This is a genomic window from Citrobacter rodentium NBRC 105723 = DSM 16636, assembly GCF_021278985.1.
In the GTDB taxonomy this organism is placed as follows: domain Bacteria; phylum Pseudomonadota; class Gammaproteobacteria; order Enterobacterales; family Enterobacteriaceae; genus Citrobacter_A; species Citrobacter_A rodentium.
Genome location: NZ_CP082833.1, coordinates 13,544 through 37,550, shown reverse-complemented (window position 1 = coordinate 37,550; position 24,007 = coordinate 13,544). Strand labels below are relative to the sequence as shown.

Here is a 24,007-nt window from a genome sequence, read left to right as displayed (position 1 = left end):
CCTGCGGGTGCAAATGGGATGGTAAGGAGTTTATTGTGAAAAAGTGGTTATTAGCGGCAGGTCTTGGTTTGGCAATGGTCACGTCGGCACAGGCTGCAGACAAAATTGCAATCGTCAATATGGGTAGCCTGTTCCAGCAGGTTGCGCAGAAGACCGGTGTTTCCAAAACGCTGGAAAACGAGTTCAAAAGCCGCGCCAGCGAACTGCAGCGTATGGAAACCGACCTGCAGTCCAAAATGCAGCGTCTGCAGTCCATGAAAGCAGGTAGCGAACGTACCAAACTGGAAAAAGACGTGATGGCTCAGCGCCAGACCTTCTCCCAGAAAGCGCAGGCTTTCGAGCAGGATCGCGCGCGTCGTTCCAATGAAGAGCGTGGCAAACTGGTTACCCGTATCCAGAGCGCTGTGAAATCCGTTGCCAGCAGCCAGAGCATCGATCTGGTCGTTGACGCGAACACCGTTGCTTACAACAGCAGCGATGTGAAAGATATCACCGCTGACGTGCTGAAACAGGTTAAATAAGTAATGCCTTCAATTCGACTGTCTGATTTAGCAGAGCAGTTGGATGCAGAATTACACGGTGATGGCGATATCGTCATCACCGGCGTTGCGTCCATGCAATCTGCGCAAACGGGTCACATTACGTTCATGGTGAATCCGAAGTACCGTGAGCATCTGGCTTTGTGCCAGGCGTCCGCCGTTGTGATGACGCAGGACGATCTTCCTTTTGCTAAAAGCGCTGCGCTGGTAGTGAAGAATCCCTACCTGACCTACGCGCGAATGGCGCAAATTTTAGATACCACGCCGCAGCCGGCGAAAGACATTGCGCCGAGCGCAGTCGTTGACGCCACGGCAACGCTGGGTAACCATGTCTCAATCGGCGCGAACGCGGTGATTGAATCCGGCGTGGAACTGGGCGACAACGTGGTGATTGGCGCCGGTTGTTTCGTCGGGAAAAATACGAAAATAGGCGCCGGTTCGCGCCTGTGGGCAAACGTAACGGTTTACCACGACATCCAGATCGGTGAGAATTGCCTGATTCAGTCCGGTACGGTCATTGGCGCTGACGGTTTTGGTTATGCCAACGATCGCGGCAACTGGGTGAAGATCCCGCAGCTTGGTCGCGTTATTATTGGCGATCGCGTGGAGATCGGCGCCTGTACCACCATTGACCGCGGCGCGCTGGATGATACGGTGATCGGCAACGGCGTTATCATTGATAACCAGTGCCAGATTGCGCATAACGTCGTGATTGGCGACAATACGGCGGTTGCCGGTGGCGTCATTATGGCGGGCAGCCTGAAGATTGGCCGTTACTGTATGATTGGCGGTGCCAGCGTAATCAACGGGCATATGGAAATATGCGACAAGGTTACGGTGACTGGCATGGGTATGGTGATGCGTCCCATCACGGAACCTGGCGTCTATTCCTCAGGCATTCCGCTGCAACCTAACAAAGTATGGCGTAAGACAGCCGCACTGGTGATGAACATTGATGATATGAGCAAGCGCCTCAAAGCGATTGAGCGCAAGGTTAATCAACAAGACTAAACTCTCACCCGGTCACACATACTTTACGGCCTGTCGGCATTCATACGATTGCGGCAGGCCGTGTTATTATTGGCTTTTAGCATATTTGGACAGGAAGAGTATTTTGACTACTAACACTCATACTCTGCACATTGAAGAGATTTTAGAACTTCTGCCGCATCGTTTTCCGTTTTTACTGGTCGATCGCGTGCTGGATTTTGAAGAAGGTCGTTTTCTGCGCGCAGTGAAAAATGTCTCTGTGAACGAGCCGTTTTTCCAGGGACATTTTCCGGGTAAGCCGATTTTTCCGGGCGTTCTTATTCTGGAAGCCATGGCGCAGGCTACCGGTATCCTGGCGTTTAAAAGCGTAGGCAAACTGGAGCCAGGCGAACTGTACTATTTCGCGGGCATTGATGAAGCGCGCTTTAAGCGTCCTGTTGTGCCGGGCGATCAGATGATTATGGAAGTCACTTTCGAGAAAACGCGCCGTGGCCTGACCCGTTTTAAAGGGGTTGCGCTGGTCGACGGTAAAGTAGTTTGCGAAGCAACGATGATGTGCGCTCGTAGCCGGGAGGCCTGATACGTGATTGATAAATCCGCCTTTATTCATCCAACCGCCATTGTGGAAGAAGGCGCCTCTGTCGGCGCTAACGTTCATATTGGTCCTTTTTGCCTTGTTGGACCCCATGTTGAAATTGGTGAGGGAACCGTACTGAAGTCTCACGTTGTCGTGAACGGCCACACTAAAATTGGCCGCGATAACGAGATTTATCAGTTCGCCTCCATCGGTGAAGTGAACCAGGATCTGAAATACGCTGGCGAACCTACCCGCGTGGAAATCGGCGATCGTAACCGTATTCGCGAAAGCGTTACCATTCATCGTGGCACGGTACAGGGCGGTGGATTAACGAAGGTGGGCAGCGATAACCTGTTGATGATCAACGCTCATGTGGCGCACGACTGCACAATAGGCGATCGCTGTATTCTGGCGAATAACGCCACCCTCGCCGGTCACGTTTCGCTGGATGACTATGTCATCATCGGCGGCATGACCGCGGTGCATCAGTTCTGCATTATCGGGGCGCACGTGATGGTGGGCGGATGTTCCGGCGTGGCTCAGGACGTTCCGCCGTACGTTATCGCCCAGGGCAACCACGCCACGCCGTTTGGCGTGAACATTGAAGGGCTGAAGCGCCGCGGCTTTACCCGCGAAGCGATCACCGCGATTCGCAATGCCTACAAAGCGCTGTACCGCAGTGGTAAGACGCTGGAAGAAGCGAAACCGGACATCGCCGAACTGGCGAAGCAGCACCCGGAAGTTCAGCCGTTCAGCGATTTCTTTGCCCGCTCAACCCGCGGTCTGATTCGTTAATGGCCAACCCGCGACCATTAACGATTGCCCTGGTCGCCGGAGAAACCTCCGGCGATATTCTTGGCGCTGGCCTGATCCGTGCGCTGAAGGCGCGCGTTCCGCACGCCCGTTTTGTCGGTGTGGCTGGTCCGCGTATGCAGGCCGAAGGCTGCGAAGCCTGGTATGAAATGGAAGAGCTGGCGGTAATGGGCATTGTTGAAGTGCTCGGTCGCCTGCGTCGTCTGCTGCATATCCGCGCCGACTTAACCCGCCGCTTCACCGCATTACAGCCAGATGTCTTTGTCGGCATCGATGCGCCTGATTTCAATATCACCCTTGAAGGGAACCTGAAAAAGCAGGGCATAAAAACCATTCATTATGTCAGTCCGTCCGTCTGGGCGTGGCGACAGAAACGCGTTTTCAAAATAGGCAGATCCACCGACATGGTGCTGGCCTTTCTGCCTTTCGAAAAAGCGTTTTACGATAAATATAACGTGCCGTGCCGTTTTATTGGTCATACGATGGCGGACGCCATGCCGCTGGACCCGGATAAAAACGCGGCGCGCGACGCGATTGGCATCCCGCACGATGCCCACTGTCTGGCATTGCTGCCTGGCAGTCGCGGCGCGGAAGTGGAAATGCTCAGCGCCGACTTCCTGAAAACCGCGCAGCTGTTGCGACAGCGCTATCCCGATCTCGAAGTGGTGGTGCCGTTGGTCAATGCCAGACGGCGCGAGCAGTTTGAGAAAATTAAAGCGGAAACGGCGCCGGAGCTGCACGTTCATCTGCTCGACGGCATGGGGCGCGAAGCGATGGTCGCCAGCGATGCGGCACTGCTGGCGTCCGGCACCGCCGCGCTTGAGTGTATGCTGGCGAAATGCCCGATGGTGGTGGGTTATCGTATGAAGCCCTTTACCTTCTGGCTGGCAAAGCGGCTGGTTAAAACCGACTACGTTTCGCTGCCGAATCTGCTGGCGGGAAGGGAACTGGTTAAAGAACTATTGCAGGAAGAGTGTGAACCGCAGAAGCTTGCGCAAGCCCTGCTGCCGCTGCTGGCGAAGGGTGAAACCAGCCACGCGATGCACGATACCTTCCGCGAACTGCATCAGCAGATCCGTTGCAACGCCGATGAGCAGGCGGCGGATGCTGTGCTGGAGTTAGCACAATGATCGAATTTGTTTATCCGCATACGCGTTTAGTCGCCGGTGTGGATGAAGTCGGGCGAGGCCCGCTGGTCGGCGCGGTGGTCACGGCCGCCGTTATTCTCGATCCGGCGCGTCCGATTGTGGGTCTTAACGATTCCAAAAAATTATCGGAAAAGCGACGGCTGGCGCTGTATCAGGAGATCAAAGAGAAAGCGTTAAGCTGGAGTCTTGGACGCGCAGAGCCGCATGAGATCGATAAGCTGAACATCCTTCATGCCACCATGCTGGCGATGCAGCGCGCGGTGGCGGGCCTGCATATCGCGCCGGAATATGTGCTGATTGACGGCAATCGCTGTCCCGCGCTGCCGGTGCCGTCAATGGCGGTCGTTAAAGGCGATAGCCGGGTGGCGGAAATCAGCGCTGCGTCGATCCTCGCGAAGGTGACGCGGGATGCGGAAATGGCCGCGCTGGATAGCGTTTTCCCGCAGTATGGATTCGCCCAGCACAAAGGCTATCCAACCGCTTTTCATCTGGAGGCGCTGGCGGCACATGGCGCTACAGAGCACCATCGTCGCAGCTTTGGCCCCGTCAAACGCGCACTGGGACTCGCGTCCTGATCCCTGGGTTAAAGGAAGCTGAAGATGTCTGAACCACGTTTCGTCCACCTGCGGGTGCACAGCGACTACTCTATGATCGATGGGCTGGCTAAAACCGGACCGCTGGTAAAAAAGGCGGCCGCGTTGGGCATGCCAGCGCTGGCGATCACCGATTTTACCAACCTCTGCGGTCTGGTGAAGTTCTACGGAGCGGGGCATAGCGCCGGGATTAAGCCAATTGTCGGCGCGGATTTCCATGTTCAGAGCGAGCTGATGGGCGATGAGCTCACTCATCTGACGGTGCTGGCGGCGAATAATACCGGCTATCAAAACCTTACCTTGCTGATCTCAAAGGCCTACCAGCGCGGCTACGGCGCGGCGGGGCCGGTTATCGATCGTGACTGGCTGATTGAACTGAACGAAGGGCTGATCCTGCTCTCTGGCGGGCGCATGGGCGACGTGGGGCGCGGCCTGCTGCGCGGCAACAGCGCGCTGGTTGAAGAGTGCGTCGCCTTTTATGAACAACACTTTCCGGATCGTTACTTCCTCGAGCTGATTCGTACCGGCAGACCGGATGAAGAGAGCTATCTGCACGCGGCGGTTGAACTGGCGGAAGCGCGCGGCTTACCGGTGGTCGCCACCAACGACGTGCGTTTTATCGACAGCGCTGACTTTGATGCGCATGAAATCCGTGTCGCCATTCACGATGGTTTCACCCTCGACGATCCTAAGCGCCCGCGCAACTATTCGCCGCAGCAGTATATGCGCACGGAAGAGGAGATGTGTGAACTCTTCTCCGATATTCCGGAAGCGCTGGAAAACAGCGTTGAGATTGCCAGACGCTGTAACGTGACGGTACGCCTGGGCGAGTATTTCCTGCCGCAGTTCCCGACCGGCGATATGACCACCGAAGACTTCCTGGTCAAGAAATCGAAAGAGGGGCTGGAAGAGCGTCTGGCGTTCCTGTTCCCGGATGAGGAAGAACGTAAAAAACGCCGCCCGGAATATGATGAACGCCTGGATATTGAGCTTCAGGTTATCAACCAGATGGGATTCCCCGGCTACTTCCTGATCGTTATGGAGTTTATTCAGTGGTCGAAGGACAACGGCGTGCCGGTTGGTCCGGGCCGCGGATCGGGCGCGGGGTCGCTGGTGGCCTACGCGCTGAAAATTACCGACCTCGATCCGCTGGAATTCGACCTGCTGTTCGAACGCTTCCTTAACCCGGAACGTGTCTCCATGCCTGACTTCGACGTTGACTTCTGTATGGAGAAACGCGACCAGGTCATTGAGCACGTGGCGGACATGTACGGTCGTGACGCGGTATCGCAGATTATTACCTTCGGTACGATGGCGGCGAAAGCGGTTATCCGCGACGTGGGCCGCGTGCTGGGGCATCCGTATGGCTTTGTCGATCGCATTTCGAAACTGGTGCCGCCCGATCCGGGGATGACCCTGGCGAAAGCGTTTGAGGCCGAGCCGCAGCTGCCGGAAATCTACGAAGCTGACGAAGAGGTCAAAGCGCTGATCGACATGGCGCGTAAGCTGGAAGGCGTGACGCGTAACGCCGGTAAGCACGCCGGCGGCGTGGTGATCGCCCCCACCAAAATTACCGATTTCGCGCCGCTGTACTGCGATGAGCAGGGACAGCACCCGGTAACCCAGTTTGATAAGAACGACGTGGAGTACGCCGGACTGGTGAAGTTTGACTTCCTCGGTCTGCGCACGCTCACCATCATTAACTGGGCGCTGGAGATGATCAACAAGCGGCGCGAAAAGAACGGCGAGCCGCCGCTGGATATCGCCGCTATTCCGCTGGATGACAAGAAAAGCTTCGACATGCTGCAACGCTCGGAAACCACCGCGGTCTTCCAGCTGGAATCCCGCGGCATGAAGGATCTGATTAAGCGTCTGCAGCCTGACTGCTTCGAAGATATGATCGCGCTGGTGGCCCTGTTCCGCCCGGGCCCGTTGCAGTCCGGGATGGTGGATAACTTTATCGACCGTAAGCATGGCCGCGAAGAGATCTCTTACCCGGACGTCCAGTGGCAGCATGAAAGCCTGAAGCCGGTGCTGGAGCCGACCTACGGCATCATCCTGTACCAGGAACAGGTGATGCAGATTGCCCAGGTGCTCTCCGGCTATACCCTCGGCGGCGCGGACATGCTGCGTCGTGCGATGGGTAAGAAAAAACCGGAAGAGATGGCCAAGCAGCGTTCCGTCTTTGAGGAAGGGGCAAGGAAGAACGGCATTGACGGCGAACTGGCGATAAAGATCTTCGACCTGGTGGAAAAGTTCGCTGGTTACGGCTTTAACAAATCGCACTCCGCCGCCTACGCGCTGGTCTCCTATCAGACGCTGTGGCTGAAAGCGCACTATCCCGCTGAGTTTATGGCCGCGGTCATGACCGCCGATATGGACAACACCGAGAAGGTGGTTGGTCTGGTGGATGAGTGCTGGCGTATGGGGCTGAAGATCCTGCCGCCGGATATCAACTCCGGGCTGTATCACTTCCACGTTAACGACGAAGGTGAGATCGTCTACGGCATCGGCGCGATCAAGGGCGTTGGCGAAGGTCCGATCGAGGCGATCATCGAGGCGCGCAATAACGGCGGCTACTTCCGCGAGCTGTTCGATCTTTGCGCCCGCACCGACACGAAAAAGCTCAACCGCCGGGTGCTGGAAAAACTGATCATGTCCGGGGCCTTTGACCGCCTGGGACCGCACCGCGCGGCGCTGATGAACTCGCTGGGCGACGCGCTGAAAGCCGCCGATCAGCACGCGAAAGCGGAGGCCATCGGCCAGGCCGATATGTTCGGCGTACTGGCGGAGGAGCCGGAGCAGATTGAGCAATCCTACGCCAGCTGCCAGCCGTGGCCGGAACAGGTGGTGCTTGACGGAGAGCGTGAAACGCTGGGGCTGTACCTGACGGGCCACCCGATTAATCAGTATTTAAAAGAAATTGAGCGCTATGTCGGAGGCTACAGGCTGAAAGACATGCATCCGACAGAACGTGGTAAAGTGACCACGGCTGCGGGGCTCGTCATTGCCGCAAGGGTTATGGTCACCAAGCGCGGCAATCGTATCGGCATCTGTACGCTGGATGACCGTTCCGGACGTCTGGAGGTGATGCTCTTTACCGACGCCCTGGATAAATACCAGCAGCTGCTGGAAAAAGACCGCATACTTATCGTCAGCGGACAGGTCAGCTTTGATGACTTCAGCGGGGGGCTTAAAATGACCGCCCGCGAAGTGATGGATATTGACGAAGCACGGGAAAAATATGCTCGCGGGCTTGCTATCTCGCTGACGGACAGGCAAATTGATGACCAGCTTTTAAACCGACTCCGTCAGTCTCTGGAACCCCACCGCTCGGGGACAATTCCAGTACATCTCTACTATCAGAGGGCGGATGCGCGCGCGCGCTTGCGTTTTGGCGCAGCGTGGCGTGTTTCTCCGAGCGATCGTTTGTTAAACGATCTCCGTGGCCTCATTGGTTCGGAGCAGGTGGAACTGGAGTTTGACTAATACAGGAATACTATGAGTCTGAATTTCCTTGATTTTGAACAGCCGATTGCCGAGCTGGAAGCAAAAATCGATTCTCTGACTGCGGTGAGCCGTCAGGACGAGAAACTGGATATTAACATCGATGAAGAAGTGCATCGTCTGCGTGAAAAAAGCGTAGAGCTGACGCGTAAAATCTTCGCCGATCTTGGCGCATGGCAGGTAGCCCAGCTGGCGCGCCACCCGCAGCGTCCTTACACCCTGGATTATGTTCGCCTGGCGTTTGAGGAGTTTGACGAACTGGCCGGCGACCGCGCCTACGCAGACGACAAAGCTATCGTTGGCGGTATCGCGCGTCTTGAGGGGCGTCCGGTGATGATCATCGGCCATCAGAAAGGCCGTGAGACAAAAGAAAAAATCCGTCGTAACTTCGGGATGCCGGCGCCGGAAGGCTACCGTAAAGCGCTGCGCCTGATGGAAATGGCCGAGCGCTTTAAGATGCCGATCGTTACCTTTATCGACACGCCGGGCGCTTACCCGGGCGTGGGCGCGGAAGAGCGCGGCCAGTCAGAGGCCATTGCCCGCAACCTGCGTGAAATGTCGCGTCTGAGTGTGCCGGTTATCTGCACCGTAATTGGCGAAGGCGGCTCCGGCGGCGCGCTGGCGATCGGCGTGGGCGATAAAGTGAATATGTTGCAGTACAGCACCTATTCCGTTATCTCGCCGGAAGGTTGCGCCTCTATTCTGTGGAAGAGCGCGGATAAAGCGCCGCTGGCCGCAGAAGCGATGGGCATCATCGCGCCGCGACTGAAAGAGCTGAAGCTCATCGACTCCATCATTCAGGAACCGCTGGGCGGCGCGCACCGCAACCCGGAAGCGATGGCCGCATCCCTGAAAGCGCAGCTGCTGGAAGATCTTGCCGATCTCGACGTGCTGAGCACTGACGATCTGAAAAACCGTCGTTATCAGCGTCTGATGAGCTACGGTTACGCATAATTAACCCCATCATTTTTTCTCTGAGGCCGGATAATCCGGCCTCATTTTTTATATGAGAAAAAAATGAGGCCGCAATGAGCTGTTATGATTGAGCGGTCATGCCCGTTGTCCTTGAAACTGTGACCACGGCCAGCCATCAGGTACGAGCTGGTCGGGAGAATAACACTCAAGGAGAATAGATATGGCAATGCGAAAAAAAATGGCGTTAAGCGCCATGGCTGCAGGGATTATGTTCAGCTTAACGGGCGCACAGGCTGCCTCTTTGCTCAGCAGCAGCGAACCTTACACTATCAAAGCCAGTGAACTGGCGGCCAAAGAGAAAGCATTGACGGATTTTCCGTTAATGAACGCAGTCAAAACATCAATTGCGACGCTTCCCAACAGCGAAGTCGAAAAAATTGAGCCGGGTCGGGCGGCAAACCCGGAGAACGTGAAGCGGGTGGAAAACATTATTTCCGAACAGGACTGGGACTACCTGTTTCCGATGCGGGCGCCGGAATATACGTAAGCGTCTCATTTAAACCGTCTGGTCTGTTTCCTCCGGCTCCACAAAAATAATGTCCATCATTTTTAGTGGACACTATCGTATGGAATACCGGACCTGGATTACTGAAGCTTTACGCCTTCACTTCGAAGAACATTTACCTCGGGTTGTGGCCGGACGTCGCCTGGGTGTACCAAAATCAACAGTTTGTAGTATGTTCGTGCGCTTTCGGAGAGCTGGCCTTTCGTGGCCTTTGCCCGCAGGCATGTCGGAGCAGGAACTTGATGCCTGCCTTTACGGACAATTTTCCACGGTACCAGTCGTACGTCCTGAAAGCACCGTTATATCCGAAACCCCCGTGGTAAAAAAACGTCCCCGGCGGCCCAACTTCCCTTATGAGTTTAAAATCGCCTTAGTGGAGCAGTCACTGCAGCCCGGAGCCTGTGTGGCGCAGATCGCCCGGGAAAACGGAATCAACGATAACCTGCTCTTCAACTGGCGCCATCAATACCGGAAAGGTGGCCTGCTGCCTTCCGGAAAAAATATGCCGGCACTGCTTCCCGTGACGTTAACGCCGGAGCCGGATAATAAAATCCCGGCCCCCGCACAGGAACCAGAGCAGATAAATACACCGTCCGACAGTCTGTGTTGTGAGCTGGTTCTGCCGGCCGGAACTCTCAGGCTTAAAGGTAAACTGACGCCGGCGTTATTACAGACACTTATCCGCGAAATAAAAGGGAGCAGCCACTGATGATATCTCTCCCTGCAGGTTCGCGTATCTGGCTGGTTGCAGGTATCACCGATATGCGAAATGGCTTTAACGGCCTGGCATCAAAAGTTCAGAACGTCCTGAAGGATGACCCGTTCTCCGGACACCTGTTCATCTTCCGCGGACGCCGGGGTGACCAGATAAAAGTGTTGTGGGCTGACAGTGACGGACTGTGCCTCTTCACCAAACGCCTGGAGCGGGGCCGCTTCATCTGGCCAGTCACCCGTGACGGCAAGGTGCACCTTACTCCGGCTCAGTTATCCATGCTTCTTGAAGGTATCAACTGGAAGCACCCGAAACGAACGGAACGCGCTGGAATCCGCATATAACCCGTTGTAAAGTGAGGATATGGACACCTCACTTGCTCATGAGAACGCCCGCCTGCGGGCACTGTTGCAGACGCAACAGGACACCATCCGCCAGATGGCCGAATACAACCGCCTGCTCTCACAGCGGGTGGCGGCTTATGCTTCCGAAATCAACCGGCTGAAGGCGCTGGTTGCGAAACTGCAACGTATGCAGTTCGGTAAAAGCTCAGAAAAACTTCGCGCAAAAACCGAACGGCAGATACAGGATGCACAGGAGAGAATCAGCGCACTTCAGGAAGAAATGGCTGAAACGCTGGGTGAGCAATATGACCCGGCACTGCCATCCGCCCTGCGCCAGTCTTCAGCCCGTAAACCGTTACCGGCCTCACTTCCCCGTGAAACCCGGGTTATCCGGCCGGAAGAGGAATGCTGTCCTGCCTGTGGTGGTGAACTCAGTTCTCTGGGATGTGATGTGTCAGAGCAACTGGAGCTTATCAGCAGCGCCTTTAAGGTTATCGAAACACAACGTCCGAAACTGGCCTGTTGCCGGTGCGACCATATCGTGCAGGCACCAGTACCTTCAAAACCCATTGCACGCAGTTATGCCGGAGCGGGGCTTCTGGCCCATGTTGTCACCGGGAAATATGCAGACCATCTGCCGTTATACCGCCAGTCAGAAATATACCGTCGTCAGGGAGTGGAGCTGAGCCGTGCCACACTGGGGCGCTGGACAGGTGCTGTTGCTGAACTGCTGGAGCCGCTGTATGACGTCCTGCGCCAGTATGTGCTGATGCCCGGTAAAGTCCATGCTGATGATATCCCCGTCCCGGTCCAGGAGCCGGGCAGCGGTAAAACCCGGACAGCCCGGCTGTGGGTCTACGTCCGTGATGACCGTAACGCCGGTTCACAGATGCCCCCGGCGGTCTGGTTCGCGTACAGCCCGGACCGGAAAGGCATACATCCACAGAATCACCTGTCCGGTTACAGCGGAGTGCTTCAGGCCGATGCTTACGGTGGCTACCGGGCGTTATACGAATCCGGCAGAATAACGGAAGCCGCGTGTATGGCCCATGCCCGGAGAAAAATCCACGATGTGCATGCAAGAGCGCCAACCGATATCACCACGGAAGCCCTGCAGCGTATCGGTGAACTGTATGCCATCGAAGCAGAAGTCCGGGGATGTTCAGCAGAACAGCGTCTGGCGGCAAGAAAAGCCAGAGCTGCGTCACTGATGCAGTCACTGTATGACTGGATACAGACTCAGATGAAAACACTGTCGCGTCACTCGGATACGGCAAAAGCGTTCGCATACCTGCTGAAACAGTGGGATAGCCTGAACGTGTACTGCAGTAATGGCTGGGTGGAAATCGACAACAACATCGCAGAGAACGCCTTAAGGGGAGTGGCCGTAGGCCGGAAAAACTGGCTGTTCGCGGGTTCTGACAGCGGTGGCGAACATGCGGCGGTGTTGTACTCGCTGATCGGCACATGCCGTCTGAACAATGTGGAGCCAGAAAAATGGCTGCGTTACGTCATTGAGCATATCCAGGACTGGCCGGCAAATCGGGTACGCGATCTGTTGCCCTGGAAAGTTGATCTGAGCTCTCAGTAAATATCAATACGGTTCTGGCGAGCCGCTTACGGAATATACGTATGCCAATTTTCTGAAAGCGATTGGTAAATTCCCGGCGGTATGCGGTACCTATACCGATGGCCGCGACAGCGATGCCATTTGCCGTAAATCACTGGCCACCATGTTTGCTCACTTTGCCCAGGAAACCGGCGGCCATGAAAGCTGGCGTGATGTTCCGGAGTGGCGTCAGGCGCTGGTCTATCTGCGCGAAGTCGGCTGGGTTGAAGGGCAGAAAGGCGGCTATAACGGCGAGTGCAACCCGGATATCTGGCAGGGACAAACCTGGCCTTGCGGTAAAGATAAAGACGGCGACTACCTGAGCTATTTTGGTCGCGGCGCGAAGCAGCTCTCTTACAACTACAACTATGGTCCCTTCTCCGACGCGATGTATGGCGATGTCCGTCCATTGCTGGATAAACCTGAACTGGTGGCGGATACCTGGATGAACCTCGCCAGCGCGGTCTTCTTCTTTGTTTACCCACAGCCGCCGAAACCTTCCATGCTGCACGTGATTGACGGCACCTGGCAGCCTAACGATCGCGATAAAGCAAACGGTCTGGTCCCTGGCTTTGGCGTCAGTATTCAGATTATCAACGGCGGCGTTGAGTGCGGCGGCGCGGAAGAAAACGCTCAGTCGCTGAACCGCATCACCTATTACAAAGAGTTCGCGAACTACCTGAAGGTGCCGATTGCGGACGATGAAGTTCTGGGCTGCAAGAACATGAAGCAGTTCGATGAAGGCGGCGCTGGCGCTCTGCCTATCTACTGGGAAGAGGACTGGGGATGGAGCGCGGACACTCCGGATGGTAAAACCTACTCCTGCCAGCTGGTTGGTTATCAGACGCCATTCAGCGCGTTCAAGGAAGGCGACTACTCGAAGTGCGTGCAGAAAAAATTCAACGTCACCATCGTGGATGATTCCGGTAAGCCGGAAGAAGACACGACGCCAGCTCCGGCCCCTGTTCCTGCTGAAAATGTCGCGCCAGTGGCGCATATTGCCGGACCGATTGGCGCCGTTGAAGCGGGTAGCAAAGTGTCGCTGAGCGGGGCGGGTTCTACCGACGCTAACGGCGATAAACTGACCTACACCTGGATGTCGCAGGATGGCAAAACCATCAGTGGCGAAGACAAAGCGGTAGTAATCTTCAACGCGCCTGACGTGACAAAAGACAGCCAGTTTGTCGTCAACCTGAAGGTGAGCGACGGCACCCTTGTCGACACGACCGAGTATACGCTGAACGTAAAAGCGAAAACCGGCGCCGATGAAGGTAAGGATATCACTTATCCTGCGTGGAACAGCACCACCAGCTGGTCTGCGGGCGATATTGTGAATAACAACGGGGCACTGTATCAGTGCAAACCGCTGCCTGAAGGCGCATGGTGCAATTCCAGCCCAGTCTATTATGAACCGGGCGTAGGTATTGCATGGGCCGATGCCTGGAAGGCGCTGTAATCTGAAAAATCCTGCCGGTGCAGTGCGCCGGCAGGATTGTTACTATGCTTACCTCAGGTTTTTCCAGGAGGAACGCATGAATATCATTGCCATTATGGGACCCCATGGCGTCTTTTATAAAGATGAACCCATTAAGGAGCTTGAGCGCGCACTGCAGGCGCAAGGGTTTCAGATTATCTGGCCGCAAAACAGCGTCGATCTGCTGAAGTTTATTGAACACAACCCGCGAATCTGCGGCGTGATTTTTGACTGGGATGAGTACAGTCTCGATCTTTGCAGCGACATTAATCAGCTCAACGAATATTTGCCGCTGTACGCCTTTATTAATACCCATTCCACGATGGACGTCAGCGTACACGATATGCGCATGGCGCTATGGTTCTTTGAGTATGCGCTGGGGCAGGCGGAAGATATCGCCACGCGCATCCGGCAGTACACTGACGAATACCTCGACAACATTACGCCGCCCTTTACCAAAGCGTTATTCACCTATGTGAAGGAAGGGAAGTATACCTTCTGTACGCCGGGACATATGGCCGGCACCGCATATCAAAAAAGTCCGCCAGGCTGCCTGTTTTATGACTTTTTTGGCGGCAACACGCTGAAAGCCGACGTTTCGATTTCGGTCACCGAACTCGGTTCGTTGCTCGACCATACCGGCCCGCATCTGGAGGCGGAAGAGTACATTGCCCGAACCTTCGGCGCAGAGCAGAGCTATATGGTGACTAACGGCACCTCTACGTCCAATAAGATTGTCGGGATGTATGCCGCACCGACCGGCAGTACGCTACTGATTGATCGCAACTGCCATAAATCGCTGGCGCATCTGCTGATGATGAGCGATGTCGTCCCCCTGTGGCTGAAACCGACGCGCAATGCGCTTGGCATCCTCGGCGGCATTCCGCGACGCGAATTCACGCGCGAGAGCATAGAAAATAAGGTCGCCGAAACGCCGCAGGCGCAGTGGCCGGTTCATGCGGTTATCACCAACTCCACCTATGACGGGCTGCTGTATAACACCAACTGGATTAAGCAGACGCTGGATGTCCCGTCGATCCACTTCGATTCCGCCTGGGTGCCGTACACTCATTTTCATCCCATCTATCAGGGAAAAAGCGGCATGAGCGGCGAGCGGGTGCCGGGTAAAGTGATCTTCGAGACGCAGTCGACCCATAAGATGCTGGCGGCGCTCTCACAGGCTTCGCTGATTCACATTAAAGGGGAGTATGACGAAGACACCTTTAATGAAGCGTTTATGATGCACACCTCCACCTCGCCGAGCTACCCCATTGTGGCTTCGATAGAAACGGCGGCGGCGATGCTGCGCGGCAATCCCGGAAAACGGTTAATCAACCGCTCGGTGGAGCGTGCGCTGCATTTCCGCAAAGAGGTGCAGCGTCTGCGGGAAGAGTCTGACAGCTGGTTCTTCGATATCTGGCAGCCGGAAGAGGTGGATGCCGCCGAATGCTGGCCTGTCGCGCCGGGGGAGGAGTGGTACGGGTTTAACGACGCCGACCACGATCATATGTTCCTCGATCCGGTTAAAGTCACCATCCTGACGCCGGGGATGGACGAGCAGGGAAACATGAGCGACGAAGGCATTCCCGCCGCGCTGGTAGCGAAATTCCTCGATGAGCGTGGCGTGGTGGTTGAGAAAACCGGCCCTTATAACCTGCTGTTTTTGTTCAGCATCGGCATTGATAAAACCCGGGCGATGGGGCTGCTGCGCGGCCTGACCGAATTCAAGCGCGCTTACGATCTCAATCTGCGGGTTAAAAATATGTTGCCGGATCTGTACGCCGAAGATCCCGATTTCTACCGTAACATGCGTATTCAGGATCTGGCCCAGGGGATCCATAAGCTCATCCGCCAGCACGATCTTCCCGGACTCATGCTGCGCGCGTTCGATACGCTGCCGGAGATGATGATGACACCGCATCAGGCCTGGCAGCGGCAGATCAGAGGCGACGTAGAGACCGTGACGCTGGATCAACTGGTCGGGCGCGTCTCCGCCAATATGATCCTGCCGTATCCGCCAGGGGTGCCGCTGCTGATGCCAGGGGAAATGATCACCGAACAGAGCCGGGCGGTACTCGATTTTCTTCTGATGCTCTGTTCGGTGGGGCATCACTATCCGGGCTTCGAAACCGATATTCACGGGGCGAAACAGGACGAAGAGGGCGTATACCGCGTACGTGTCTTAAAAAACATATGACGGCTTGCCTTTATGCGGCCAGGACGGGTAACGTGCAGATAACCAATAACGGAGACAATGACGCTATGCTGGGACTCAAACAGGTACATCATATCGCGATAATCGCGACCGACTACGCGGTAAGTAAAGCTTTCTACTGCGATATTCTGGGCTTTACGCTGCTGAGTGAAGCCTGGCGGGCCGAGCGCGATTCCTGGAAAGGCGACCTGGCGCTGAACGGACAATATGTCATCGAGCTGTTTTCATTTCCGTTCCCACCGCCGCGCCCCAGCCGACCGGAAGCCTGCGGTCTGCGCCACCTGGCGTTTAGCGTCGATGATATTGAACAGGCTATCGCCCATCTGGAAGCCCATGAAGTCAAATGCGAGCCGGTGCGAATCGATCCCTTCACCGGCAAGCGCTTCACTTTCTTCAACGATCCGGATGGTCTGCCGCTCGAACTGTATGAGCAGTAACACTTGTTATTGCGACGATAGCCCGGTAACGTGCCGGGCAACGTCACTGTAAGTAACCGCCATGACAACACTTACCCTCAACACGTCGCTTTTTAACCGGCCACAGATTCTGGTCGCTTTTAGCGGCGGTCTGGATTCCACCGTCCTCCTGCATCAGCTGGTGCAATGGCGGGCGCTGCGTCCCGAGCTTCGCCTGCGGGCGATTCATATCCATCATGGGCTGAGCCCCCACGCCGATGAGTGGGTGGCGCACTGTGAGGCTGTCTGCGCGCGGTGGCAGGTGCCGCTGATGGTCAGGCGCGTGCAGCTGGCGGATGAAGGACTGGGCATCGAAGCGCTGGCGAGGCAGGCGCGCTATCAGGCGTTTGCCCAGGCGCTTGCGCCCGGCGAAATACTGGCAACCGCTCAGCATCTTGACGATCAGTGCGAAACGTTTCTGCTGGCGCTTAAACGCGGCAGCGGTCCGGCAGGGCTGTCCGCGATGGCTGAAGTCTCGGCGTTTGCCGACAGCAGGCTCGTTCGCCCGCTGCTGACGCAGAGCCGAACGGCGCTGGAACAATGGGCAAGAGAGCACAGCCTGTGCTGGATCGAAGATGAAAGTAATCAGGACGACGCCTACGATCGCAACTTCCTGCGCCTGCGCGTGCTTCCGCTTTTGCAACAGCGCTGGCCGCATTTTGCGCAAGCGACGGCGCGTAGCGCCGCGCTGTGCGCGGAGCAGGAATCGCTGCTGGATGAACTGCTGGCGGAAGAACTTTCCGGCTGCATGACGACAAACGGAACGTTACGGTTATCGCCATTAATGGCAATGCACGATGTACGGCGCGCGGCGTTAATTCGCCGCTGGCTGGCCGCGCGCAATGCGCCGATGCCTTCGCGCGATGGTCTGGCGCGGATCTGGCAGGAGGTGGCGCTGGCGCGGGAAGACGCTTCGCCCTGTCTGTGCTTTGGCGAGTATGAGGTGCGCCGCTATCAGGGGCAGCTGTGGTGGGTGAAATCCCGGCCAGGGCAGAGTGAAACGGTGCTTCGCTGGGCGGACTGGCAAACGCCGCTACGGCTGCCCGCCGGGCTTGGCACGGCAGCGCTGATACCGGGCGGCGAACTGCGAAAGCCGCTCGACGATGAGCCGGTCACCCTGCGTTTTAAGGCGCCGGGAATGCTGCATATTGTTGGTCGTCACGGCGGGCGGAAGCTGAAGAAAATCTGGCAGGAGCTGGGGATTCCTCCCTGGCGACGCGACACTACGCCGCTGTTGTTCTATGGCGAGACTTTGATTGCGGCAGCCGGGGTTTTTGTGACCCATGAGGGCGTGGCGGTGGAAGACGATGGGGTGCAGCTACTATGGCAGGAAGGGGAATAAAATGCCGGATGGCGTTACGCTTATTAAGCCTACGGTAGCAGCACATTGTAGGCCGGAAAAGCGTAGCGCCTCCGGCTGGTAATATCAGGATTCGCTGACCACCACGGTGCCGATTTCCGGGTGGCTGAAGCTGGCGATTCTGTCGAGGCGCAGCTCGCGCGTTTCACCTGCAACGTCGGTGATCAGGTATTCCACATTCTTACGCGACACCAGATCGTTGGCTTTTGCCTGTAAAACTTCACCGTCTTTCAGCTCCAGCGTCAGGAGTAAATGATGCTGGCAGGCGAGTTCAAGGTTGTCGTAGTCATCGCAGTTAATGGGTTGATATGTTTCATTCATTGACATAATCGCTCACCAGTAAGTTCGCAGCAGCGTACGCCGCCTTTTCCCTGACCGACTCTGAAAGGGCGCTATCCGCGGCCATTTCATTAAGCACCTTCAATACGCAACCCAGCGCATCCGGGACATACCCTAAGTCTCCGCTGGCAATTTCCGCATACCGTTTGCGTATTAACTCACAATATTTTTCCACATGCCCTCCTGTCAGCATTCTGACTTCACCGTGGATGCAAGTCTAAGCCTACGAAGATAAACTCTGTTTAGCAAGGTGACTATACCACAGCCCTTCAGCCGAAATCAGCAGGTTGCTAACCGAACCATTAACAGCCTTTTTGCATCGTTTTCGTTACAATGTCCGCCTGATTCGAAAGGAGTTTTTTCATGGCGCTTAAAGCGACAATTTATAAAGCCGTTGTTAATGTGGCGGATCTCGACCGTAACCAGTTTCTGGATGCGCCGCTGACGCTGGCCCGTCATCCTTCAGAAACCCAGGAACGCATGATGCTGCGCCTGCTGGCGTGGATAAAATATGCGGATGAGCGCCTGCAATTTACGCGCGGCCTGAGCGCTGAAGATGAGCCTGAAGCCTGGCTGCGTAACGATCATCTGGGCATCGATCTGTGGATTGAGCTGGGACTGCCGGACGAACGGCGTATTAAGAAGGCCTGTACTCAGGCGCAAGAGGTCGCGCTGTTTACCTATAACAGCCGGGCGGCGCAGATCTGGTGGCAGCAACAGCAGAGCAAGTGCGCACAGTTCACGAATCTGACGGTCTGGTATCTGGATGACGAGCAGCTGGCGCAGTTAAGCGAGTTTGCCGGGCGGACAATGGCGCTACAGGCGACGATACAGGATGGCGCTATCTGGCTTTCCGACGCTCAGAATAATCTGGAAATCCATCTGACAGCATGGCAACAGCCGGGATGATTGTTATCTCACGAACCGTCTCGATCGCCGAGGATGAACTGGAAATTACCGCCATTCGCGCACAGGGCGCGGGCGGCCAGCATGTCAACAAGGCGTCAACGGCGATACATTTGCGTTTTGACATCCGGGCCTCCGGCCTGCCAGAGTATTATAAAGAACGTTTACTCGCCGCCAGTCATCATCTGATCAGCCCGGATGGCATTATCATCATCAAGGCGCAGGAATATCGTAGCCAGACGCTTAATCGTGAAGCGGCGCTGGCCCGGCTGGTGGCGGTGATTAAAGAACTCACCGTGGAACAAAAAAGTCGGCGGGCAACGCGGCCCACGCGGGCGTCGAAAGAGAGAAGACTTGTTTCGAAGGCGCAAAAATCCACTGTGAAAGCCCTCCGTGGTAAGGTCCGTCGCGTGGACTGACGGGCAGGGACAAAAATACAGAAGGAATTCAGGGTGAAAAAGACACTCATCTCCGCGATAGCCGTGCTCTCGCTGTTTACATTATTTGGTTGTAATAACCGTTCAGAAGTGGATGTACTGCAACCGACCCGGGCGGCGGAACTGAAACCGATGCAGCAAAGCTGGCGCGGCATTTTACCGTGCGCTGATTGCGAAGGCATTGAGACGTCGCTGTTCCTGGAAAAAGACGGCACTTGGGTGATGAACCAGCGCTATCTGGGCGCGCGTGAAGAGCCCTCTTCTTTTGCTTCATACGGCACATGGGCGCGTACCGCCGATAAGCTGGTCCTGACCGACAGCAACGGCGAGAAGACCTATTACCGGGCGAAAGGCGATTCGCTGGAGATGCTCGATCGCGACGGTAATCCGATCCAGTCGCAGTTTAATTACACGCTTGCGCCGGTGAAAGCGATTCTGCCGGTGACGCCTATGGCGATGCGCGGCATGTATTTTTACATGGCGGATGCGGCAACCTTCACCGATTGCGCGACCGGCAGGCGGGTATCGGTAGCGAATAACGCGGAGCTGGAGCGCGGATACCTTGCCGCCCGCGGTGCTGGTGAAAAACCGGTGTTGCTGACAGTAGAAGGGCACTTCACCCTTGAGGCAAACCCGGATACGGGGGCGCCGGTGAAGACGCTGAAGGCGGATAAAGAGATTAAATTTATCTCAGGCCAGGACTGTAACAGTAAATAACGTCGCGTTCTGAACGCATAACATAATCCATTGTCGCGCTGAGGGAGCTTCGCAAACTCAGCGCTGATTAATTAGCGCCTTCCTGGGCGAAAATCAAAAAAGAGCTGACGATTACTTTTTACAACGCGCCTATAAAATGCAACCTTTGCATTTTTTTAATTACATACCTCTAAAGACACCTCCTTTAATAGGCGTAAAATTTTACTAAGCTAAACGCAACGTAAATTCAGATATATTTAACCTCTCTTTCTGTTTGACCATGTTATTGGTTTACCTTAAGTTATCTTTCCAAAAGATTCCTTTTTTTTCCGCAAAAACAGGAAGGCCCTCCTGAATGAAAGTTGATCATTGCTCTGTCTCACCTTAAACCTTAATAATCGTCCTGATTAAGGCTGATGATAAAACTGTCTGTTAGCCGGGCTGGACCAACACAATAATCAGCGTAATGGTCAGAAAATTACCGTGGCCGTTGCGTCTCAATTCGCGGATTCGTCTTCGATGTTCATCTTTTTTAGGGTGAGCGTCTTTTTATTTCCTTTTGGACATTTTTCTTATTCTTAATTTGATGGTGATTTATGAATAAAAAGTTAATAGCTTTAGCAATTCTGTTTGCTATGGGTAGTGCTCACGCTTGCGAAAATACCGAAGATTGCAAAGCGGCAGTCGATGATGTTTACGAAGCAATTAATACGAAAATGCAGCCGAAGCAGGAAAATGAGAGCGCGGCGGTATGGGGCGAGAAGTATGCGAACTGGCTCGGGCGGGTTAACGAAGTTGCCGAACGTCGTTTAGGCACGACCTTCGACAATCTTGGCGATATTGCCCGCTGGGAGATCGCCAACAGTAAGACCGGAAGTTCAGCTAACGCCGATTCAGGCGAGAACGGTAATACGGGCGCTACGGATACAAATACAAAAAATCCTACAGGCGACTTTATTGAGCCGGAACTGGAGACGGCTTATGTTACTGCGGGCCAGGCGCAGGCAGGCGACCGCGCGGCAATTGCGCAAGCGCAGGATTATGCGGATAGCGTCGCGACTGAGGTCGAGAATAAAACAAAGGATTACGCGGCCCAGGTTGCGACTGAAACCGCCGCGACGGCGGCGAATAATGCGATAGGCCTCGCCGCTCAGGTTGCCACCGAAACCGCGGCAACGGCGGAGAACAACGCGAAAGGCTATGCCGCAAACGTGGCCACTGCTGCGGAAAGTAAAGCGAAACAATACGCCACAAGCGTGGCTACGGACGCAGCGTCAACGGCGCAGACCAACGCCGAAGGTTACGCCGCCCAGGTTGCCACTGAAACCGCAGCGACGGCGGAGAACAATGCCAAAGGCTATGCCTCGCAGATCGCCACCAAAGCGGCGGACAGCGCAAAAAACGCCGCAGAAACCCACGCTGATAAAGCCGCTACCGAGGCGAAAAGCGCAGCGGTAAAAGAGGCGAAAGACGACGCCAGAGCGCAAGTAACGGCAGCGGAGAAGCGTTCGAACGCGCATGCTGACGCTACGGCAAAGAAAGCGGAAGTGAATGCGAATGACTATACCGACCAACAAATGGCAACGGCGGAAGAGTACGCCACCACCCTGGCGCATTCCACCATCCGCTACGCTAATCAGAGCTTACAGGAGTCAAAGAGCTATACCGATCGCGTTGCCAGGGGCTTACAGAAGCAGATAAACCACAACGGCAAAGCGATTAAGCGTCTGGGCGCCAGCGCTCAGGCGACAGCGAACCTCCACTACAACGCCAATCATAACGGCTATGCTATTGCGGTTGGCGAGTACAACAGCGAAACCGCGCTCGCGGGCGGCCTGCAGTTCAATACCGGTAAGAGCACTGCCGTAACGGTACAGGGCAGCTATGATGCCGAATCGTTCGGCGGTAGCGTCGGTCTGCACGGGGACTGGTAATGTTGGCCTTTATATAAAGCGCATTATCGACCGAAAACTATCATCATTACGGCGCTATTTTAGCGCCGTTTTTCCCATCGGCTGAAATTAACCGTTTGGCTAATCTGCGCTTTAAGTTAAATTAACGCTTTCTCTCTTGCGATATTGGTAACAAGGTTACGCCAGTGAAGGTAAAAAAAGCCGAAAAGAGCGTGCTCCTTTCGGCAGATCCCAATGAGGGTATACATTTGCAGTGAAGCGGGATTAAACAAAGTAAGGATTACCGCTCTCAGGCATCGGCAGAGAAATTAGCGGTGAAATATAAATAGCACTCTCTGTTACACCAAACAACCCATAAGGGAATATTTTATATTACATCACTTTCGTTTATTATTTGTTGATATTTGCTGTGTTTTTAATTTTTTATTAATTATGTTTCTTTAATTTAATATTGCTGTGAATACGCATAAATACCTCATCAAAATATCATTTTCGTTAGCGTTGATATCTTAACAATTTTATTCGTAATGGATGCGTGAGTCCTTATTTTTACATTTACTTACATGTTATTGGTTTTATTTTTTGGATTTTCGAATAATTTAATCCATGCAGTTGGCGCGGTATCTTTATTTATGTTCAGATATCGCAAAAATATCTCCTTGAGTTGATAAAAATTATGAAAAAAGTTCTGATGATGGCAATTCCCGCTCTCCTTGCGGCGGGCTCCGTTCACGCGGCGGAAATTTATAATAAAGACGGTAATAAATTAGATCTTTATGGCAAGGTTGATGCTCGTCATACTTTTTCTGACGCGAAAAGCAAAGACGGCGACGCCACCTATGTGCGCCTGGGTTTTAAAGGTGAAACCCAGATCAACCGCGACCTGACTGGTTACGGCCAGTGGGAATACAACATTCAGGGGAACAAAACCGAAGACGAAGGCGCAGACACCGCTACCCGTCTGGCTTTTGCCGGCCTGAATGCTGGCGATGCCGGCACCTTCGATTACGGTCGTAACTACGGCGTTATTTATGATGTAGTCGCTATCACCGATATGCTGCCGGTCTTTGGCGGTGATTCCTACTCCGCTTCCGACAATTTCATGACCGGACGTGCGAACGGCCTGGCGACCTATCGTAATAGCAACTTCTTCGGTCTGGTAGAGGGTCTGGGCTTCGCGCTGCAATATCAGGGTAAGAATGGCGCTGTCGGTGAGAATATTAACGGTCGCGGTAAAGTTCTTGCGCAGAATGGCGAAGGCTGGGGCAGCTCCGTCTCTTATGACATGCCTTACGGCGTTTCCGCTGTCGTGGCTTATTCTAACTCTCACCGTACCGGCAAGCAGCGTACCGAGACTTTCAATGACGCTAAGCATGCTGAAGCATGGGCGACGGGTTTAAAATATGACGCCAACAGCGTTTATCTGGCCGCTAACTATGCGGAAACCCGTAACATGACTGCGATGGCTGGTTCTGTTCTGTCCGATCTCGAACTGAGCGCGGTAACGGATAAAACCAAAAACCTGGAAGTTGTGGCGCAATATCAGTTTGATTCTGGTCTGCGTCCTTCCATCGCTTATCTGCAATCTAAAGCGCAGAAAGACGGTTACGACTATACTCAGGTCAAATATATTGAAGCGGGTGCGACCTATTACTTCAATAAAAACATGTCGGTCTATGGCGATTACAAATTTAACCTGCTGAATAAAAACAACAGCGATGTTAAAAATCTGGGCCTGACCACTGACAACGAGATCGGCATTGGCGCGATTTACCAGTTCTAAGTCCGTTAGCTGAACGTCAGAAAACAAAAACCCGCCGTCTGGCTAACACCGATCGGTTAAGCAAAATGATCGGTTGAACGATCCAGTGGGTAGGTGACAATAGCCTCATCAATTTTC

General features: G+C 54.7%; 21 protein-coding genes and 2 pseudogenes. 21 read left to right on the top strand and 2 right to left on the bottom strand.

The window, feature by feature from the left end; genetic code table 11:
* Positions 1–35: 35 nt before the first annotated feature.
* The 16 genes and pseudogenes from skp (at position 36) to tilS (ending at position 17,798) form a co-directional block, all read left to right on the top strand.
* A complete protein-coding gene (gene skp / locus K7R23_RS00175; protein WP_012904562.1) occupies positions 36–521 on the top strand; it encodes a molecular chaperone Skp in 486 nt (161 codons plus the stop codon).
* 3 nt (positions 522–524) lie between these two features.
* A complete protein-coding gene (lpxD, locus tag K7R23_RS00170; protein WP_012904563.1) occupies positions 525–1,550 on the top strand; it encodes a UDP-3-O-(3-hydroxymyristoyl)glucosamine N-acyltransferase in 1,026 nt (341 codons plus the stop codon).
* A 103-nt stretch (positions 1,551–1,653) separates the two neighbouring features.
* Positions 1,654–2,109: a 3-hydroxyacyl-ACP dehydratase FabZ gene (gene fabZ, locus K7R23_RS00165; protein ID WP_003018528.1), complete on the top strand. Its 456-nt coding sequence runs from the start codon at positions 1,654–1,656 to the stop codon at positions 2,107–2,109.
* A 3-nt stretch (positions 2,110–2,112) separates the two neighbouring features.
* Entirely contained in the window at positions 2,113–2,901 is a 789-nt protein-coding gene (gene lpxA / locus K7R23_RS00160) for an acyl-ACP--UDP-N-acetylglucosamine O-acyltransferase (protein ID WP_012904564.1), read from the top strand.
* Entirely contained in the window at positions 2,901–4,049 is a 1,149-nt protein-coding gene (gene lpxB, locus K7R23_RS00155) for a lipid-A-disaccharide synthase (RefSeq protein ID WP_012904565.1), read from the top strand. The genes lpxA and lpxB overlap by 1 nt, the downstream gene beginning before the upstream one ends.
* Complete coding sequence (gene rnhB / locus K7R23_RS00150) at positions 4,046–4,642, top strand: ribonuclease HII (RefSeq protein WP_012904566.1); 597 nt, start codon at positions 4,046–4,048, stop codon at positions 4,640–4,642. Before lpxB ends, rnhB begins: the two co-directional genes overlap by 4 nt.
* Positions 4,643–4,666: 24 nt before the next feature.
* Positions 4,667–8,149, top strand: coding sequence for a DNA polymerase III subunit alpha (gene dnaE, locus K7R23_RS00145; RefSeq protein WP_012904567.1), 3,483 nt, complete (start codon positions 4,667–4,669; stop codon positions 8,147–8,149).
* 12 nt (positions 8,150–8,161) lie between these two features.
* Positions 8,162–9,121: an acetyl-CoA carboxylase carboxyl transferase subunit alpha gene (gene accA, locus K7R23_RS00140; RefSeq protein WP_012904568.1), complete on the top strand. Its 960-nt coding sequence runs from the start codon at positions 8,162–8,164 to the stop codon at positions 9,119–9,121.
* A 181-nt stretch (positions 9,122–9,302) separates the two neighbouring features.
* Positions 9,303–9,626: pseudogene (locus K7R23_RS00135) on the top strand (chitinase); the annotation flags it as partial.
* 52 nt (positions 9,627–9,678) lie between these two features.
* Positions 9,679–10,356 (top strand): IS66-like element accessory protein TnpA, encoded by a 678-nt coding sequence (gene tnpA / locus K7R23_RS00130; protein ID WP_012904569.1) that lies wholly within the window; start codon positions 9,679–9,681, stop codon positions 10,354–10,356.
* The gene (gene tnpB, locus K7R23_RS00125; protein ID WP_012904570.1) at positions 10,356–10,703 is read left to right on the top strand and encodes an IS66 family insertion sequence element accessory protein TnpB; all 348 of its coding nucleotides are present in this window, start codon (positions 10,356–10,358) and stop codon (positions 10,701–10,703) included. The genes tnpA and tnpB overlap by 1 nt, the downstream gene beginning before the upstream one ends.
* A 19-nt stretch (positions 10,704–10,722) precedes the next feature.
* Positions 10,723–12,294 (top strand): IS66-like element ISCro1 family transposase, encoded by a 1,572-nt coding sequence (locus K7R23_RS00120; RefSeq protein ID WP_012904571.1) that lies wholly within the window; start codon positions 10,723–10,725, stop codon positions 12,292–12,294.
* A 31-nt stretch (positions 12,295–12,325) separates the two neighbouring features.
* Positions 12,326–13,768, top strand: a pseudogene (locus K7R23_RS00115) (glycoside hydrolase family 19 protein); the annotation flags it as partial.
* Between the two features lie 76 nt (positions 13,769–13,844).
* The gene (ldcC, locus tag K7R23_RS00110; RefSeq protein WP_012904572.1) at positions 13,845–15,983 is read left to right on the top strand and encodes a lysine decarboxylase LdcC; all 2,139 of its coding nucleotides are present in this window, start codon (positions 13,845–13,847) and stop codon (positions 15,981–15,983) included.
* A gap of 65 nt (positions 15,984–16,048) precedes the next feature.
* The gene (locus K7R23_RS00105; RefSeq protein ID WP_024132475.1) at positions 16,049–16,438 is read left to right on the top strand and encodes a VOC family protein; all 390 of its coding nucleotides are present in this window, start codon (positions 16,049–16,051) and stop codon (positions 16,436–16,438) included.
* Positions 16,439–16,499: 61 nt separating this feature from the next.
* Complete coding sequence (gene tilS / locus K7R23_RS00100) at positions 16,500–17,798, top strand: tRNA lysidine(34) synthetase TilS (protein WP_012904574.1); 1,299 nt, start codon at positions 16,500–16,502, stop codon at positions 17,796–17,798.
* Between the two features lie 84 nt (positions 17,799–17,882).
* On the opposite strand, the gene rof is transcribed toward tilS, so the two are convergent.
* Positions 17,883–18,143 (bottom strand): Rho-binding antiterminator, encoded by a 261-nt coding sequence (rof, locus tag K7R23_RS00095; protein WP_012904575.1) that lies wholly within the window; start codon positions 18,141–18,143, stop codon positions 17,883–17,885.
* Positions 18,130–18,330 (bottom strand): YaeP family protein, encoded by a 201-nt coding sequence (locus tag K7R23_RS00090; RefSeq protein ID WP_024132476.1) that lies wholly within the window; start codon positions 18,328–18,330, stop codon positions 18,130–18,132. The genes rof and K7R23_RS00090 overlap by 14 nt, the downstream gene beginning before the upstream one ends.
* 188 nt (positions 18,331–18,518) lie before the next feature.
* On the opposite strand from K7R23_RS00090, the gene K7R23_RS00085 reads away from it, so the two are divergent.
* The 5 genes from K7R23_RS00085 (at position 18,519) to K7R23_RS00065 (ending at position 23,890) form a co-directional block, all read left to right on the top strand.
* Positions 18,519–19,064 carry a YaeQ family protein gene (locus tag K7R23_RS00085; RefSeq protein ID WP_012904577.1) on the top strand — a complete coding sequence of 182 codons (546 nt, stop codon included), beginning with the start codon at positions 18,519–18,521 and terminating at the stop codon, positions 19,062–19,064.
* Positions 19,061–19,480: an alternative ribosome rescue aminoacyl-tRNA hydrolase ArfB gene (gene arfB, locus K7R23_RS00080; RefSeq protein ID WP_012904578.1), complete on the top strand. Its 420-nt coding sequence runs from the start codon at positions 19,061–19,063 to the stop codon at positions 19,478–19,480. The genes K7R23_RS00085 and arfB overlap by 4 nt, the downstream gene beginning before the upstream one ends.
* Before the next feature lie 33 nt (positions 19,481–19,513).
* The gene (nlpE, locus tag K7R23_RS00075) at positions 19,514–20,215 is read left to right on the top strand and encodes an envelope stress response activation lipoprotein NlpE (protein ID WP_012904579.1); all 702 of its coding nucleotides are present in this window, start codon (positions 19,514–19,516) and stop codon (positions 20,213–20,215) included.
* 695 nt (positions 20,216–20,910) lie between these two features.
* Positions 20,911–22,128, top strand: a complete 1,218-nt coding sequence (locus K7R23_RS00070; RefSeq protein WP_232796106.1) for a cell envelope integrity TolA family protein — start codon at positions 20,911–20,913, stop codon at positions 22,126–22,128.
* Positions 22,129–22,780: 652 nt separating this feature from the next.
* Entirely contained in the window at positions 22,781–23,890 is a 1,110-nt protein-coding gene (locus K7R23_RS00065; RefSeq protein ID WP_024132477.1) for a porin, read from the top strand.
* The last annotated feature ends 117 nt before the right edge of the window (positions 23,891–24,007 follow it).